Genomic DNA, 14,502 nt, shown 5'->3' with positions numbered 1-14,502 from the left:
GTGGGTGCCTGGGGGAGAGGTGTGGTCCTCGTGCGGGCGCGGGGAGGCGGTCGCCGGTCAGCCGTCGCGGCGGACGAAGGCCAGCCGGTCGCTGCGCAGCACCACGCCGTCGTCGGTGACGACCTCCAGCGGGGCCGGGTGGCCCAGGAAGAGCGCGAGGCTGGCGTGCAGGCCGTACGCCCCGGTGTTGGGTACGGCCAGCAGGTCGCCGGGGACGACGGCGGGCAGCGGGTGTGAGCGCGCCCAGGTGTCGAGCGGGGTGCACAGCGGGCCGCAGATCATGGCGGGGCCGGGGGACGCGGTGGGGTCCGCCGGGGGCCGGTCGGGGTGGGGGTCGTTGGTGCTGGTGCTGGTGCTGGTGCTGGTGCTGGTGGCGGTGGCGGTGGCGGTGCCGGCGTCGGGTGTCGGAGTGTCGTCCGGCCGGACCACATCGGGGTGCAGTGGTGGCACCCGGCGCAGTCCGGCCATGCCGCCGAGGTGGTTGATGCCAGCGTCCAGCACGACCACCCGCTGGCCGTGGGAGGTCTTCACGTCCAGCACGCGGGTGAGCAGCCGCCCGCAGGTGGCCGTGAGGTAGCGGCCCGACTCGAAGGCCACCGTGGGCGCGTTCCGCCGCCAGCCGGGCAGGGCCGCGTCCAGCTCGCGCGTCAGGCGCTCGGCGAGCCCCGGGTAGGCGGGCAGGTCCCCGGCGCGCGCGTACGGGGCGGCGAAACCGCCACCGAGGTCGACGGTGCGCAGCGGTACCGGCAGTGCCTCGCACAGGGCGCGGGCCACCCCGATCGCCTCGCCGAAGGAGTCGGCGAGCGCCTCCTCGTCGGCGATGTTGGTGGCCAGGTAGAGGTGGAGGCCGGCGATGCGCGCGTGCTCGCCGCCCGTGTACCGCTCGGGCCGAGCGGCGATGTCCTCGGCGTCGGCGCCGAACGCCGACGGGCTCCCGGTCATGCGCAGTCCGGCTCCGCGGCTGCCGCCGCCGGGGTTGACCCGCAGCAGGTAGGTGACGTCCGCGCCGTGCCGGGCGGCGGCCCCGTCCAGCTGGGTGATGCCGTACTCGGAGTCCACGGCGAAGTCGCGGACTCCCGCGCCCAGCGCCTTGTCCAGGTCCTCGTCACGCTTGCCGGGGCCGGTGTAGAGGATGTCGGCGGGCGGCACCCCGGCCTCCAGGGCGGCGTCCAGCTCGCCCGGCGAGCTGACCTCGGCCCGGCAGCCGAGGGCGTACAGCGCGGACACCACGGCCGGATGCGGGTTGGCCTTCAGGGAGTAGTACAGCTCGCTCGGCCGCGGCAGCCAGGTCCGCAGCCGCTCGTGGGCGAAGCGCACCGCGGACAGGTCGTAGTGGTACGCCGGTGTCGTGGTGGCCAGCGAGGCGGGGGCGTCGGACGGGTGGAGCGCCGAGGTACGGCCGGTCACCGGAGCGCCGTCCAGTGCGAGGTCAGTCACGGCCGGCCTCCGCGAGCCGCCCGGCCAGGACGGCCTTCGCGGTCTTGCCGTTGGCGTTGACGGGCAGCGCGTCGACCGCGTGGCAGGTGCGGGGCACCTTGTAGTCCTCCAGGTGCTCCCGCAGTCGGGGCAGGACGGTGGCGGGGTCGGCCGTGCCGGTGACGACCAGGACCGCCTCGGGGCGGGTGGCGTCGGGCGGCAGGACGGCCGCGGTGTCCACGTCCGGCAGCCGGCGGGCGGCGGCCTCGACCTCGATGGCGCTCACCCGGAAGCCGTCCTGCTTGTAGATGTCGTCGCGCCGGCCGGCGAAGTACAGCCGCCCGTCCTCGTCGGTCCAGCCGTAGTCGCCGGTGCGCAGTTCGGGGAAGAGTCCGTCGCGCCGGGGGAAGCGGGTGGCGGTGAGTTCCGGGCGGCGCCAGTAGCCGGCCATCACGTTCGCCCCGCGCACGGTGATCTCGCCGACCTCGCCGGCCGGGAGCCGCCGCCCCTCCTCGTCCACCACGAACACCTCGGTGCCGGTCAGCGGCCGCCCGCAGCTGCCGGGGCGGATCGCGTCCTCGTCCGGTTCGGAGATGGTGAGCCGCTTGCACTCGGTGAGGCCGAACATCAACCGGACGCTCAGTCCGGGCAGTTCCTCGCGCAGGGCGTGCGGGATGTCGGCGGGCAGCGCGGCACCGGTGTTGGTCAGCAGCCGCAGCGGCGGCCGTGCCGCGTCGCGTCGGCGGCGCAGCAGACGCACCAGCGCGGCGGAGACCGGCGGTACCGCCGGCAGGACGGTCGCCTGGCTGCGCACCAGGTTGGCCAGGAGCGCGGGGCCGGACTCGGTGGCCGACCCGAGCCATACGTGACTGCCCGCGAGCGCGCCGAGGAACACCTGGTAGAGGCCGTAGTCGAAGGACAGCGGCAGCGGGCAGTAGACGACGTCGTCGGCGCGGTACTCGAGCCGCTCGGCGATGGCGTGCACCGCGAACAGCATCTGCTGGTGGGTGGAGACCACGGCCTTGGGCATCGCCGTGGTGCCCGAGGTGTAGATGAGGCACACCGGGTCGACGGGCAGCGGGCCGTCGCCGGGGCCGGTGCCGGAGGCGGCGCCGGCAGCGGAGTCAGTGTCCGAGGTGGCCCCGGCGGCGAGTCCGCTGTCCGAGGTGTCGCCGGCGATGAGGACGGTGTCCGAGGTGTGGCCGGCGGCGGGTTCGGTGTCCGGGAGGTCACCGTCGGCGGAGGTGGCCGGGTCCGTGGCGGCGGCCCGTGACAGGTCGTCGACGTCCTCGGGAGCCACCGCGGCGACGCCCGCCTCGCGCACGGCTGCCCGGGTGGCGGGCGACGCGGCGACCGCGAGGGCGGGCTCACAGTCGGCGAGCACGTGGCGCAGGACGTCACCGCGGACCTGCTCGTGCAGAACGGAGAAGACGACACCGAGCCGGGACGCCCCGAACAGCAGCGGCACCAGGACGGGACCGCTGTCGCTGGTCACCACCAGCCGGTCGCCGCGCCGCAGTCCCCGGGCGCGCAGCGCCGCCGCGCAGCGGTGGGCGGCCCGGACCAGCTCGGCGCGGGTGAGCGTCACCTCGCCGCAGGTGACCGCCGGGGCGTCGGCGCCGGCACCGGGCAGATCGAGCAGCTCGTGCAGCACGGTGGCGTGGGAGCGGGTGTTCACGCGTGCGCCACCTCCGCTCCCGCGGTGGTGCGCAGCACGAGGCCGACCAGCCCCTCGACGCTGCGCAGGACGGCCGCGTCGAGGTCCTCGGGCGCGAACTCGACCCCGTACATCTCCTCCAGACGTTCCACCGTCTCCACCATCTGGAAGGAGGCGAAGCCCTCGAGGCGGCTCAGGTCTTCGGTGGCGGCGACCGCCTCGGGGCTGGCGCCCAGGATGTCGGCGACGGTGTGCACCACCGTCTGGCGTACGTCTGCGGGCTCGTGGGGCATGGCCTCTCCTGGATGCTCGGTGGCCGCGCGCACGGCGGACTCCGCGTCCGCGCGCAGCAGTTCGGCGAGGGCGGGGTGGATCTGCGGGGGTACGGGACGGCCGCGTTGCACGCGGCGCGCGGCCAGGTAGCACTGGCCGGCCAGGGTCTCCCAGGCGGCGGCCCGCTCGGCGGCGGCGCTCGCCACGGGGGACCCGGGCAGGTGGTGAGCGGCCCAGGCCGCGTGCAGCCGCCGTGACCGGCTCAGCAGCCAGGTCTCCAGCAGCAGGGCCGCGCACGCCTCCTGTTGGTCCGGGTGGTCGCGGAAGGCAGCCGCATAGCGCTCGGGAGCGTCACCGGCCAGCAGCCGCCGGCCGTCCTCGGCGTTACGGCCCAGGATCTCCGGCACCGGCGACCGGGCGGGCGGCGCGCCGCGCACCGGCACCGGGAGGGTGGGCGAGCCGTCGAACAGCGCGGCCGCCTGGGCGCGGTCGTACGAGCACACCACCGGCTCCGCCCGGCCGTAGGGCGTCTCGTTGTCGTAGGCGTCCACCGCCTCGACGCGGGCGCCCCCGTCCACGGCCCGCAGCAGGAGGCTGTGTTCCATGTGCTGGTGGCCGTGGTAGGGCAGCCACGGCATGCGGAACGCGTCGCCGACGACGTAGAGCGGACTGCCGTCCTCGGGCAGCAGGTCCAGCAGCGCCCGGCCGTCCGACACGGGCCGTCCGGGGACCAGGCTCAGGCCGAGGACGTCGCCCATCCGCTCGATCCGCTCGGCGGCAGGCTCCTCGACGGTGGGGAGGGCTCCGCCGGCTCCGGCGCGCGGCGTGAACGCCGTCCGGCCGCCGAGTGCGAGGTGGGTGCCCGGTCCGTGGCGTGCGTCGGCCAGCACGGCCGCGTTGACCTGCACGCAGTCCAGTGCCGTGGTGTCGATGCCGCGGATGGCCTCGACGAGCGGGTCGCCGTCGTGATGGGAGGCCTTCGCGCAGGGCCCCACAGGCGCGCTCACGCGACCCGCTCCGGCGCCTCGGACGTGGAGCGCACGATGTCCACGAGGTCGCCGACCGTGTAGACGCCGGCGAGTCGCTCGTCGGGTATGGCGAAGCCGAAGGTGTCCTCGATGTCCTCCAGGACGTGCACGATCGCCATCGAGTCCATGCGCAGGTCCTGCTCCAGTCGGGTGTCGGCGGTCAGCGCGGACGAGGCGGTGGCGGGAAGGTGTCGGGCGTGCGCGCTGATCAGGGGCGTCAGGGCGCGCAGGACGTCGTTCGTGGTCATCAGGTGGGATCTCCTCCGCGTAGGGCAGCGGAAAGGGGGAGGCTCAGGTGAGGGGCGAGGGCGCACACCGGCGCCAGGTGAGCGGGTGGTACGGCTCAGGGGCACCCGTCGTGAGGGTTCCGGTGAGGGAGTGCGGGCGGCGGTACGGACCGCCGGTGCGGGTGACGGGACGGCGGACGACGGTCACCAGCCGGTGTTTTCCATCCGGTCCGGTTCGGTCCGCAGGGGGAATTACCGCGAACCACTCAAGAGGCGGCGGTGCGGCGAGGACAAGGACAAGGACATGCCGAAGGTACGTCGTCGGCGTCGGAGGTCCGGTACCCCGAAGTCCACTTCATATCGCTCTCGTTCCGTCGGCGTTCCCGCGAGGCGGGATCGTGCAGGGAGATTGCGTGAGCGACGTACGACTAGCCAGTCTGCCTCGCTCCATGCGAACCAATTCCGGAGTGTCTGAAAAGCGATACAGGTGAGGCGTCTCCGCTTCCCGGGCGGAAGGTGAAGATCATTCCCGCCGTATTCTCAGGACCTACTGATCAAGACCATGATCACCCCTGCCGCACGCCACCGAACCACGCTGCGAAGCACGGCCGGCACGAGCCGAAAAGTGCCTCCCGCAGCGGAGATCAAGCCAGGAAGCCGACGCTTCCCGTTGTGGCCTTGCGCCGACTAGTGGGGTCGTGCAAGTGTTTTGAGGGTTCTGGCGCGCCCCCCACCCATCACGCCGGAGCAGATTGCGCACGGCCCTTCCGCGGCAGGTTCACGCGGTTGTTCATCGTCACCGGTCGTGCCTTTTCAGAGCAGCGGCAAAGCGCCGGAAAAGAAACAGGTGCCTTCCCGCGGAATGCGGCATGTGTCACGTGGCCGAGAAAACCGTGCCGAAAATCCATCGAAGCCGGTCGACGCTGCCCGCATTCTTTCGACTGCCCCGTGAGGTCCCTTGAGGCCCCCTCGGAACAACCGAGACGACCGAACAACCGAAAGGCCGGCATGAACGACCCCCGCACGCCCCTCGCCACCCTGCGAACCCCACGCCCCGCGGACGCTCCGGCGGTCTGGCGACTGGTGCGCGACTCCGACATCCTCGACACCAACAGCCTGTACTACTACCACCTCTGGTTCCGTGACTTCGCCGCGACGTCCGTGGTCGCCGAGACGGACGACGGCCAGGTCATCGGCTTCGTCACCGCCTACATCCGCCCGTCGCGCCCCGACACGCTGATGGCCTGGCAGTCGGCTGTCGATCCCGCTCACCGGGCCCCGGGCCTGGCCACGCGGATGATGCACGAGCTGGCCGACCGGGCCGCCGGCCTGGGGGCCACCTGCGTGGAGACCACGGTCAACCCCGGCAACCGCGCCGTCGCCCTCATGCTGCGCAGGTTCGCCCACGAACGCGGCCTCGACGTCCACACCGAAGTCCTGTTCACCGCGGAGGACTTCGCCGGTGACGAGGGACACGAGGCCCATCCTCCGGAGGTGCTGTACCGCATGACCCCCGCCGTACCGGCCCCGGTCCCGGCCGCCTCCGACTCCGCCTCTGCTTCGGCCTCCGACTCCGCTTCCGCCCCCGCTCCCGCCGTCGCGGCGCACGCGCGATGAGCGACGCGCCCTTCCACAGCACGGTCGAGGACGGCCTCGCCCTCCTCACCGTGGCCGGCAGCGGCACCGGGAACGCGCTCGGCGGCTCCTTCTGGGAGCAACTGCACGCCTTCATGGAAGGCGCCCGCCGACGCGACGACATCCGCGCCATCGCCCTCACCGGCGCAGGTGGCACGTTCTCCGTGGGCATGGACCTGCGGTGGTACGTCGTACGACTGCGCAGGGCCCAGCGCTCGGGGAACGCCGCCTTCATGGACGAGGACGTGCGTCTCCTCCAGCGAGCGGTGAGCGCCGTCGCCGACTGCCCCAAACCCGTCGTCGCGCTCATCGAGGGCGAGTGCACCGGGGCCGCCCTCGAACTGGCCGCCGCCTGTGACATCCGCTACGCCACCCGCAGCGCCCGGTTCGCCCTGCCGGAGGCCGAACTGGGCATCGTCGCCGACCTCGGCGGACTGCAACGGCTGCCGCTGCTGATCAACCAGGGACACCTGCGGGAGCTGGCGTTCACCGGCCGTACCGTCGACGCGGCCCGGGCACTGCGCATCGGCCTGGTCAACGACCTGTACCCGGACGCGACGGCACTGCGCCGGGCAGCGCGGGAACTGACCGACGACCTGCGCCGGCATCCCGCGCACGTCATGGAGGGCATCAAGCGCACCCTCGACCTCGTCCACCAGGACGGTACGCGACGCGGTCTCGACCACTGCGCGCACTGGAACGGCGTCCATACCGGACCCGACGGCCTGAGCGAGGCCATGGCCGCCCGGCTGCGGCGCCCGGCCGCCCCCGGCGCAGACACCCACCTCCGGAGCACGGCCGCCCCCTGAACACCTGCCCCGCCGACTGGCCCCAGGCGTCCCTCCGCGTCCCCCGACGGGATCCCCAACGGCACCGAACCTCGAGGAGGAAGGCACATGAACGAATCCGTCGCAGGGCGGTCGCGGCCGCGCCCCGCCCTGGTCCGCGGGCTGGCCCCGCGCTTCGCGCTCATGATGTGCGATCCGCGCGTCGCCCCCGCCCTGTGCGTGTCCTGCGTGGAGGACACGATCGAGGTGCACTACCCCGAGAGCCGCATCCAGTGCGGCCTGCTGCGCCTGCCCGCCCGCGGTCTTCTGTGCTCCTTCCGGGTCACCCACCTCGCCCCGGACGGCTCGCCCGAGGAGCGGCACCGTATGGACCTCGTGCTCGACGGCCCGGTCGGGTCCGCCGCGCAGCGCGAAGCCGTCCTGCACCGGTTCCACGCCTTCCGGTGCGCGGCCGCCGCCACCCGCCTCCGGCTCGCCACCCGCGTCCTGCGGCCCGCCGACTGCGGGCACCGCCCGACGGCGCGGAGCCACATGATCGCGGCCTGAGCGAAGCCACGATGAGCAGTTCCCCGTCCACCCGCCCGCCCGCTCCCAGATGGGGGCCGAGATGAGGACTGAGCGCCTTCGCTCCTCACCCTCGACCAGCGAGCGCCCCGCACGTCACGTCGGACGGCATCGCCGTCACCCACGGGACACCGCCCTTGCCGCCCCGTTCCCCTCACCACGCCCGAGCCGAGCCGACGGCTCCGCGGTCCCGACGGGAGCTCTCGTGTACGGCAACGGAGACGTCGATGCGGTCACCCGGCGCTGGGCAGACGGCGGTGTGCGGGGTGTCAGGCGTGGGCGGCGTCGGGGGTGAGCAGGGTGTCGGCCTCGGTCACACGCAGCACGCCGGCGGGCTGTTGCCGAAGGCCGGTGACGAGGAGCCGGCCGCCTTCTGCCATGAGGCGGCGGCGCAGCTTGAGCAGCAGGTTCAGGCCGGTGGAGTCCATGAAGGACACCCCGGACATCTCCACGTGCAAGGTCTTGCCGTCGAGGGGGATGGTCAGGGTCACCTCTTCGAGAGCGTGGCACGAGGCGAGATCCATCTCCCCGGCCACGGTGATGACGGTGCGGTCGGCGTGCTGGTGCGCGGTGACGGTGAGGTCGTTCATGGTTCGCCCCTCGTTTCCGTGGGTCGAGCCCATCGACACCCCCTGGGCTGGGGGTATCAAGCGCGTGACGTGGGGCCACGCACAGTCGAGCAAGACAACCCGTACCGCGTCCCGGCCACTCGAGGTGACCTTCGGGGCGGCGCGGGGCCTCCTACCGAACCAGGCTGGTTGTCCGTCCAACGTCGCACAGATCGGGCACCGGCCGCCATCAAGCCCTTGCAAAGGAGGCGTCCCGGCACCTCGGCGATGACCTCCAGCGGCGAGGCAGCGGAAGAAGGCGGAGGAGCGGCGGGTACTGCGACGCGTGGATCACACGGGCGGGGCGCGGTCGAAGGCAGACCTCAGACCAGACCGCGCCCGCACGGAACGGTCAGGTCTTTCGGTGGGCGGCCCCGGTGAGGGTGCGGCGTCCGCGGTCGGACGGGGCGCGCCGCCTGGCCAGTACCGCCTGGTCAGCGCCTGCGGCCGAAGGTCGACCCCCCCGAGCCCAGTCCCGCTACGTGAAGGGCCAGCAGGGTGAGGCCGAGCAGCATGAGGTTGGTGGCGCTGAAGAGGTCGTCGGTCTCGATGTCCGCTGCGCCGAGGATGAAGGCGATGAAGAAAAGGATCGCGGAGATGATCGCCAGCATGGTCGTCCCTCCCCGGGGAGGAGCCGTATGTTCCGCTGTCCGAATGCCCCCGATGGGCCGCCCCATACGGTGGCGGAACGCGAACCGCTGACGGAGGCGCTCTAACGACGGATGCCGACTGTCGCACAGGCCGCCCCATCGCACGAGTCGACCCCGTCACTTCTCACCGGCCGGCCGGCTGGGACACCCCGCTGCCCAGGAGCCGTCGGCCGCGGCGTAGCGCCGAGCGGTGGGCAGGGGGCGAGCCCGGCGGGCGAGACGTGGGCTCAGACGGTGGAAGGGGGTGCCAGGGCCTCTTCGAGGGTGGGATGGAGGGGGAGGAGCGTGTCGAGGCCGACGATGTGCAGCAGGTCGAGGACGCGCCGGGGGGCGGCGGCCAGGCGCAGTGAGCCGCCGTGGGCGCGGGCGGTGTTGTGGGCGGCGACCAGGACGTTGATGCCGCTGGAGTCCATGAAGGTGACGTGGTGGAAGTCGATGACCGCGTGGGGGGCGGAGTCGGGCGGCAGGGTCAGGGCCTCATGGAAGACACCGGCCGTGGTGTGGTCGATGGCCCCGGCCAAGGCGACGACGTGCACGCCGTCGGCGGTGGTGCGCTGGGAGACGGACAGGCGGATCTCGCTCATGGGCGTCTCCGTCGGGGTCGTCGGTGCCACCTTCACTGCTGCGAGGCCGCTGCTCCACGCAAGCGTATGCCTCCCCCTGATGTCAACCGGGTCGGCTCGGGCTGGAATCACCTGGACCGGGGCAGCCGGGAAGGGACCGTGCGATGCTTTCGGGACACACGGTGATGTTCGTGTGACGATCACGTGAGACAGGGCGGGCGCATGGAGCAGGCCGCGGGGGACGAAGGACGGAAAACACAGGACGTGCTGTCGGTGTCGGTTGCCTATGACGGCGACCCTTCGTGCATCGGGGCCGCCCGGCATCTGGCCATCGGCTTCCTCACCGAGGTCCAGGCCGTGCACGGTCTGCCGGTGTCCGAGCGGGCGATGGGCATGACCCAGCTGGTGGTCAGCGAGCTGGTCACCAACGCGGTGAAGTACGCGCCCGGCCCCCTCATGCTGGACCTGCAGATCATCCAGGGCGCGGTACGGGTGTCCGTGTGGGACAGCGACCCGGTGCTGCCGGATATTGCCGCCACCGACCCGCAGCGCATCGGCCGTCACGGACTGGAGATCACCCTCGCGGTCAGCCAGGCGTACGAGGTACGCCGGGAACCGGTCGGCAAACGTGTCACCGTTCTGATCGCGCTGGCCGACGACCCCGGCGCAGACATCGCCGGCCGCACCACGCCCTGACGACTGCGCCCCCGCGGCCGGCGAGAGCCATCCGTCTGGCTGAAGTTCAGTCGGGCAGCATCTCGAGCGTCAGGCCCAGTGCGGCTGCCAGTTCGATCGTCCTGCCCGGTGTCGGGCACTGCCTGGCCAGACCGGCCCGGTCGAGGCGGCGGTCACGGGCTTGGAAGAGAACCTTCGCAGCAGGATGCCCACGCATCGCGTCCACGGAGAGTCCGTCGGCGAGTCGGCGCGCTGTGGCGGCCAGGGTGGGGATCGTCGCCCGCAGCCCCGCGGCCCACTCTTGGACCTCCTCCAGCCAGCGCCGCGCCGCTGGGCCGGACATCGAGGAGTACCGCTTCACCGCATGGGCCAGCTCCGGCCAGGTGGCGTCCTGCCAGGGCCTGGTTTTCAGGACGGGCAACTGCCACTGGCGCTTCATCGCCGACCAGTGGTCCGCTCGCGCCTTCACCGAATGGACCCTGAATTCCGGGAGGCACAGCGCGGTCAGGTTCCAGCCGTGGCAGGCACCGGTGTCGAGACCGAAAATCCTGCCGCCGCGGATCATCGGTTCCGGCCGGTGACGTGATGGCCGAACACCACCGGCTTGACATCGGTGTAGTGCTCGTACCAGTGGCTGTCCGGAAACAGTGCCGCGAGTTCGCGTTCGCCCCTCGTCGTGCCGCAGAGGATTGCCTCCCGCTGGTCGGGCAGAGGAATCCCGGACAGCATCGCGGCGTGGACCACACGGACGTGCTCGTCCTCGAAGTAGTACGGCAAGTCCGCATCCACTCGACCGTTTCGGCGTAGTGGTCGCCGAGTTGCAAGCGCGTGATTTCTTGTGCGTGAGAGAAAATACCGCGCACGTGCTTCCGCTCATGATTGCCCATGACCACGACCGAGTTCGGCCGCTCACGAAAATGCCCGACCACCGCACCCGGCGCTGGGTCGCGGTCGACCAGATCGCCGACGCCGATCAGCAAGTCGTCCGGTTGGATGTCGACTTCATCGAGCAGTTGGAGCAGCTCGTCGAAGCAGCCGTGGATATCGCCGATGATGACCGTACGCCGCATGCGGAAGACCGTAGGGAGGCAGTGATGCGGCAGACAAAGGATCATGTGTGCGATGGGGCGGCTGACTTGGGGGAGCCGCGACGGCAGAGCAGCAGAGGCGGAGCAGCAGAGCAGCTAAGCAGCAGGGCGGCCGGGCGCAGCCCGACGACCGACTCCGCTTCCCGCCCTCGAGTCCCGGCCGGCCAACCCGGAGGAAGCAGGGATAGGTGCCCGGACTCGGGGCACATGATCGCGTGAACGACTCGTGTAAATGGCAGTGACAAGGGAGACTCCCCGATGCTGATGGCACACCCGGCCGTGCTGGAGAACCTGATCGAGCAGTACGAGACGCTGCGCGCGCTGCACGCCGAGAACGGCAGCCCGGAGGCGCGTCGGCGTCTGGAGGACGTCACCTACACCCTGTGTGTGGCCACCGGCACCCGCGACATCGACTCCGCCCTCGTCGCCGCGCGCTACCGACTGCCTGGCGCCCGTCCCACGGACGACTCACTCCTCACCGCCTGAGAGCCGTACAGCCGCCCGCCACTTCGCCACCAGAAACAGCGACGCCGCGCCCTGGCCGACTTCTCCGACGGCTGGGCGCGGCGGGTGGAACGATCCCTTGAGGATGAGGGCGTGGGGGGAGGGCTTCGGGGACATTCAGTTCGGTGACGGGCTTACCAGATGGGCTTGCGCCTTTCTTCGGAATGGCGGAGGCCCTTTTTGTGTGCGCTGCCGAGTTCGGCGGTCGTGAAATGTTTATTGGGCGAGGATGAGGGTGGTGGGGGTGTGGGTGGGGTGGTGGGTTATGGTGGTGTAGCCGGCTCGGGTGAGGTCGACGCTGCGCGGCCCCAGGTCACCGGTTGAAGACCTCAGGTTCCGCAGCTGCAGGGGTGGACTCGTACGTTGTCGATGACGGGGCCTCCGGGTGTGGAGGAGGTGGTGCTGGCGAAGGCGAGGGTGGTGGTGTCGGTGCGGGCGATGAAGGCGAAACGCTGGTTGACGTAGCCCATGGCACCGAAGGACTTGCCGGCGGTGTCGAAGGAGAAGTCCTGGACGCTCTGGCCGTCGACGAGGACCTTGCCGGTCTTGACCCGCGGGGTCGCTGCCGGGTTGCCGGCCAGGGCGTAGGTCACCGTGTAGGCCTCGCCCGGGACGGTGGTGAAGGTCTGTGCCAGAGTCGCGGGTTCTCCGGCGTTCAGGTCGACGGACTGGCCGCCCTCGGCTGCCTGCCAGAAGCCGGTGCCGATCAGATCCGCGGCTCCGGAGGTGATCTGCCACGGGCCGATGGACTCCCCCACGCGCAGAACTTTGAAGGTTTTCGCCGTCAGCACGGGGGATTCGAAGCTGCCGTTGTCGAGGCCGCCGGCAGTGGGGGCGGCGGCCGCGGTGCCGGTGGTGGTGAAGAGGCTGGTGGCCGCGATCGCGGTGATGCAGGCACACGCGAGCAACATGGATTGTCTCCTGGTGGTGAGGGACGGGATGACGAGGAGGGGTGAGGTCTGTGTCGTTTCGCCGGCTTCGGCCTTCTTCCGGTTCCGCTTGGGCGGCGGGAGGCGGAAGGCGGGTACGCGTGGGGCGTCGGACGTGTCCGCCTGCTCGCGTGCGCCGGTCCGGCAGGCCGCGAGCGACACCGGTGGGGTGCGCTATGCGTTCGCCGCAGGGGCCGGGTGGGGTGCCGGCCCTTTTCGGCCTGCACCCCACCCGGCCTGCGACGTGGCCCCGATCGATGTCCGGAGGGGAGGCGGGGTCTGCTGCCGGATCAGCAGCCGCAGGTGTTGACCTGCACGTTGTCGATGACCGGTCCGAACCGGAGACTGGAGGTGGTGCTGGCGAAGCTGAGTGTGGTGGTGGGGTTCTTGGCCACGAAGGCGAACTTCCGCATCTCGTAGCCCATGTTGCTGCGGCTCTTGCCGGTGATGTCGAAGGAGAAGTCCTGTACGGCCTCACCGTTGACGAGGGCCTGGCCGGTCTTCACCGCCGGGGGACCGTCGGGGTTGCCGGCCAGGGAGTAGGTGACCGTGTAGGGGTCTCCGGGGATGGTGGTGAAGGTCTGCGCCACCGTGCCGGGGCCGTCGCCCCTGGTGTTGAGGTCGACGCTCTGCTGGCCCTCGGCCGCCTGCCAGAATCCGTCGTCGACCAGGTCGACGGCGCCAGCCGTGACTTGCCAGGGGCCGAGGGAGCTTCCTGCGGGGACGATCAGGTAGCTGTTCGCCGGTACGGTGGGGGATTCGAAGCCTCCGTTACCGAAGTCGGGGACCGGGGCGGCTGTTGCGCCGCCGGTGGCGGTGAACACGGCGGCGACCGTGGCCGCGGTGACCAGGACACGCTTGAGCGGCATGGGATCCTCCTTGGAGAAGGCGTGCAGTGGGTGGGAGCGGAACATGCGGTGGGGCGGGGCGGGCAGGGTGGGCGCTCCGGCCGGACGGGGCTGGCACCCCGGCGGGCGAGCGGGGGGCGGGGGGTTCTTCTTGTGCGAAGGGTGAGGAGTCGTCCGCCGGTCAGGCGGTCAGGCGCCGGTCGGGGCAGGGGTTCTTTTCGGTGACTTTCCTTGGCCGGTTCGGTCGCGGCCGCCAGTCATTGATCTTGATGGCGCGGATGCCGGTGTATCCGACGATCTGCGTCTGGGCGGGGCGTGTGGGGCCGTCGTCCAGGAAATTGCCAATGCCCCGGTTGCCGCCGACCGCGGAGACGGAGCGGAACGCAAACCGGGTGAGGGTCTGACCCGGGGGGACGGTGTAGGTGCCGGTGTAGTGGCGCCACGCCCTGTCGTCGGTGAACTGCTGCTGCGGAACTTCGGCGCCAGGGTCGCCGATGTCGAGGACCATGGTGTCCGAGCCGAGCCGGCCGCGGTGCCACAGGCGCCAGTACAGCTTGGTGCCCGGAGTGGTGGGCAGGTCCTGGGAGAGCGTGGATACCTCGTTGGCGTTCAGCTCCGCGAACTGCTTGCCTTCCTTGGCCTCCACACCCCGGTAGCCGTCACGCCACAGCTCGATCTTGTGGTCGGACGCGGTCGTGCGCCAGCCGGGTGCGTGCTTGGGTGCCTGCGGCTGCGAGGCGTCCGGCAGAATCTCGTGGTCGGTCACCTGCGGCTGCTCGAAACTGCCGTTGACCAGCGGGACACGCACGGGAGCGGCTGTGGACACGGCTGTCCCCCATTTCCTTCGCTTCAGTGTGATGCGGCAACGACCCTGGCTGCTCCCCTTCCGTCGAAACTGCGAGGGCTGCGGACAACACCGGGAGAACAGCACACACCGGAATTCCTGGGAAGCGGCTGACGATATTTCCGGCCATGCGTCGCCGGCGCGTTTGGGCCGCATATCCCGAGGCAGGTGCACGCAGCCCCATCCGCAATAACGTTCCCGCAGC

General features: G+C 71.3%; 16 protein-coding genes and 1 pseudogene. 5 read left to right on the top strand and 12 right to left on the bottom strand.

Features of this window, described 5'->3' with window-relative positions; all coding sequences use genetic code 11:
* Positions 1-57: 57 nt before the first annotated feature.
* From G7Z13_RS00465 to G7Z13_RS00450, 4 genes are read right to left on the bottom strand one after another with little or no spacing between them, the layout of a single operon-like run.
* Positions 58-1,437 (bottom strand): alanine racemase, encoded by a 1,380-nt coding sequence (locus G7Z13_RS00465; RefSeq protein WP_206312955.1) that lies wholly within the window; start codon positions 1,435-1,437, stop codon positions 58-60.
* Positions 1,430-3,094 carry a class I adenylate-forming enzyme family protein gene (locus G7Z13_RS33265; RefSeq protein ID WP_240926059.1) on the bottom strand — a complete coding sequence of 555 codons (1,665 nt, stop codon included), beginning with the start codon at positions 3,092-3,094 and terminating at the stop codon, positions 1,430-1,432. Before G7Z13_RS33265 ends, G7Z13_RS00465 begins: the two co-directional genes overlap by 8 nt.
* On the bottom strand, positions 3,091-4,353 hold the full coding sequence (locus G7Z13_RS00455; RefSeq protein ID WP_165995017.1) for an acyl carrier protein: 1,263 nt from the start codon (positions 4,351-4,353) through the stop codon (positions 3,091-3,093). The genes G7Z13_RS33265 and G7Z13_RS00455 overlap by 4 nt, the downstream gene beginning before the upstream one ends.
* Positions 4,350-4,622 carry a phosphopantetheine-binding protein gene (locus tag G7Z13_RS00450; RefSeq protein ID WP_165995015.1) on the bottom strand — a complete coding sequence of 91 codons (273 nt, stop codon included), beginning with the start codon at positions 4,620-4,622 and terminating at the stop codon, positions 4,350-4,352. Before G7Z13_RS00450 ends, G7Z13_RS00455 begins: the two co-directional genes overlap by 4 nt.
* A 987-nt stretch (positions 4,623-5,609) precedes the next feature.
* On the opposite strand from G7Z13_RS00450, the gene ectA reads away from it, so the two are divergent.
* From ectA to G7Z13_RS00435, 3 genes are all read left to right on the top strand, one after another.
* Positions 5,610-6,218, top strand: a complete 609-nt coding sequence (gene ectA / locus G7Z13_RS00445) for a diaminobutyrate acetyltransferase (RefSeq protein WP_165995013.1) — start codon at positions 5,610-5,612, stop codon at positions 6,216-6,218.
* Complete coding sequence (locus G7Z13_RS00440) at positions 6,215-7,045, top strand: enoyl-CoA hydratase-related protein (RefSeq protein WP_165994971.1); 831 nt, start codon at positions 6,215-6,217, stop codon at positions 7,043-7,045. The genes ectA and G7Z13_RS00440 overlap by 4 nt, the downstream gene beginning before the upstream one ends.
* 87 nt (positions 7,046-7,132) lie before the next feature.
* Positions 7,133-7,570 (top strand): hypothetical protein, encoded by a 438-nt coding sequence (locus G7Z13_RS00435; protein ID WP_165994970.1) that lies wholly within the window; start codon positions 7,133-7,135, stop codon positions 7,568-7,570.
* A gap of 287 nt (positions 7,571-7,857) precedes the next feature.
* On the opposite strand, the gene G7Z13_RS00430 is transcribed toward G7Z13_RS00435, so the two are convergent.
* The 3 genes from G7Z13_RS00430 to G7Z13_RS00420 all read right to left on the bottom strand — a co-directional run bounded on the left by G7Z13_RS00430 (position 7,858) and on the right by G7Z13_RS00420 (position 9,430).
* Positions 7,858-8,178, bottom strand: a complete 321-nt coding sequence (locus G7Z13_RS00430; protein WP_165994969.1) for an STAS domain-containing protein — start codon at positions 8,176-8,178, stop codon at positions 7,858-7,860.
* 452 nt (positions 8,179-8,630) lie between these two features.
* A complete protein-coding gene (locus G7Z13_RS00425; RefSeq protein WP_165994968.1) occupies positions 8,631-8,807 on the bottom strand; it encodes a hypothetical protein in 177 nt (58 codons plus the stop codon).
* Between the two features lie 266 nt (positions 8,808-9,073).
* Entirely contained in the window at positions 9,074-9,430 is a 357-nt protein-coding gene (locus G7Z13_RS00420) for an STAS domain-containing protein (RefSeq protein WP_165994967.1), read from the bottom strand.
* A gap of 201 nt (positions 9,431-9,631) precedes the next feature.
* On the opposite strand from G7Z13_RS00420, the gene G7Z13_RS00415 reads away from it, so the two are divergent.
* Complete coding sequence (locus G7Z13_RS00415; protein ID WP_165994966.1) at positions 9,632-10,105, top strand: ATP-binding protein; 474 nt, start codon at positions 9,632-9,634, stop codon at positions 10,103-10,105.
* Between the two features lie 46 nt (positions 10,106-10,151).
* Here the strand turns inward: G7Z13_RS00415 and G7Z13_RS33425 are convergent, their stop codons facing one another.
* Positions 10,152-10,649 (bottom strand): hypothetical protein, encoded by a 498-nt coding sequence (locus G7Z13_RS33425; protein WP_240926058.1) that lies wholly within the window; start codon positions 10,647-10,649, stop codon positions 10,152-10,154.
* Positions 10,646-10,861, bottom strand: a complete 216-nt coding sequence (locus G7Z13_RS33420) for a hypothetical protein (RefSeq protein WP_240926057.1) — start codon at positions 10,859-10,861, stop codon at positions 10,646-10,648. Before G7Z13_RS33420 ends, G7Z13_RS33425 begins: the two co-directional genes overlap by 4 nt.
* 569 nt (positions 10,862-11,430) lie before the next feature.
* On the opposite strand from G7Z13_RS33420, the gene G7Z13_RS00405 reads away from it, so the two are divergent.
* Entirely contained in the window at positions 11,431-11,658 is a 228-nt protein-coding gene (locus tag G7Z13_RS00405; protein WP_165994965.1) for a DUF5133 domain-containing protein, read from the top strand.
* Positions 11,659-12,005: 347 nt separating this feature from the next.
* Here G7Z13_RS00405 and G7Z13_RS00400 read toward each other — a convergent pair whose 3' ends face one another.
* The 3 genes and pseudogenes from G7Z13_RS00400 to G7Z13_RS00390 form a co-directional block, all read right to left on the bottom strand.
* Positions 12,006-12,587, bottom strand: coding sequence for a choice-of-anchor C family protein (locus tag G7Z13_RS00400; protein WP_165994964.1), 582 nt, complete (start codon positions 12,585-12,587; stop codon positions 12,006-12,008).
* A gap of 308 nt (positions 12,588-12,895) precedes the next feature.
* Positions 12,896-13,474 carry a choice-of-anchor C family protein gene (locus G7Z13_RS00395; protein ID WP_165994963.1) on the bottom strand — a complete coding sequence of 193 codons (579 nt, stop codon included), beginning with the start codon at positions 13,472-13,474 and terminating at the stop codon, positions 12,896-12,898.
* Positions 13,475-13,781: 307 nt separating this feature from the next.
* A pseudogene (locus G7Z13_RS00390) lies at positions 13,782-14,219 on the bottom strand (hypothetical protein); the annotation flags it as partial.
* Positions 14,220-14,502: the final 283 nt, after the last annotated feature.

Origin of the sequence: Streptomyces sp. JB150 (genome assembly GCF_011193355.1) — a bacterium.
Taxonomy (GTDB): Bacteria; Actinomycetota; Actinomycetes; order Streptomycetales; family Streptomycetaceae; genus Streptomyces.
The sequence above is the reverse complement of the archived record's forward strand: the minus strand, read 5'-3'. Positions and strand labels throughout refer to the sequence as shown.

Bases quoted from the DNA above. Each gene is read 5' to 3' on its own strand.
- ectA (WP_165995013.1), top strand. From the start codon at position 5,610: ATGAACGACCCCCGCACGCCCCTCGCCACCCTGCGAACCCCACGCCCC.
- G7Z13_RS00395 (WP_165994963.1), bottom strand. From the start codon at position 13,474: ATGCCGCTCAAGCGTGTCCTGGTCACCGCGGCCACGGTCGCCGCCGTG.
- G7Z13_RS00430 (WP_165994969.1), bottom strand. From the start codon at position 8,178: ATGAACGACCTCACCGTCACCGCGCACCAGCACGCCGACCGCACCGTC.
- G7Z13_RS00450 (WP_165995015.1), bottom strand. From the start codon at position 4,622: ATGACCACGAACGACGTCCTGCGCGCCCTGACGCCCCTGATCAGCGCG.
- G7Z13_RS00435 (WP_165994970.1), top strand. From the start codon at position 7,133: ATGAACGAATCCGTCGCAGGGCGGTCGCGGCCGCGCCCCGCCCTGGTC.
- G7Z13_RS00420 (WP_165994967.1), bottom strand. From the start codon at position 9,430: ATGAGCGAGATCCGCCTGTCCGTCTCCCAGCGCACCACCGCCGACGGC.
- G7Z13_RS33425 (WP_240926058.1), bottom strand. From the start codon at position 10,649: ATGATCCGCGGCGGCAGGATTTTCGGTCTCGACACCGGTGCCTGCCAC.
- G7Z13_RS00400 (WP_165994964.1), bottom strand. From the start codon at position 12,587: ATGTTGCTCGCGTGTGCCTGCATCACCGCGATCGCGGCCACCAGCCTC.
- G7Z13_RS00425 (WP_165994968.1), bottom strand. From the start codon at position 8,807: ATGCTGGCGATCATCTCCGCGATCCTTTTCTTCATCGCCTTCATCCTC.
- G7Z13_RS00415 (WP_165994966.1), top strand. From the start codon at position 9,632: ATGGAGCAGGCCGCGGGGGACGAAGGACGGAAAACACAGGACGTGCTG.
- G7Z13_RS00405 (WP_165994965.1), top strand. From the start codon at position 11,431: ATGCTGATGGCACACCCGGCCGTGCTGGAGAACCTGATCGAGCAGTAC.
- G7Z13_RS00440 (WP_165994971.1), top strand. From the start codon at position 6,215: ATGAGCGACGCGCCCTTCCACAGCACGGTCGAGGACGGCCTCGCCCTC.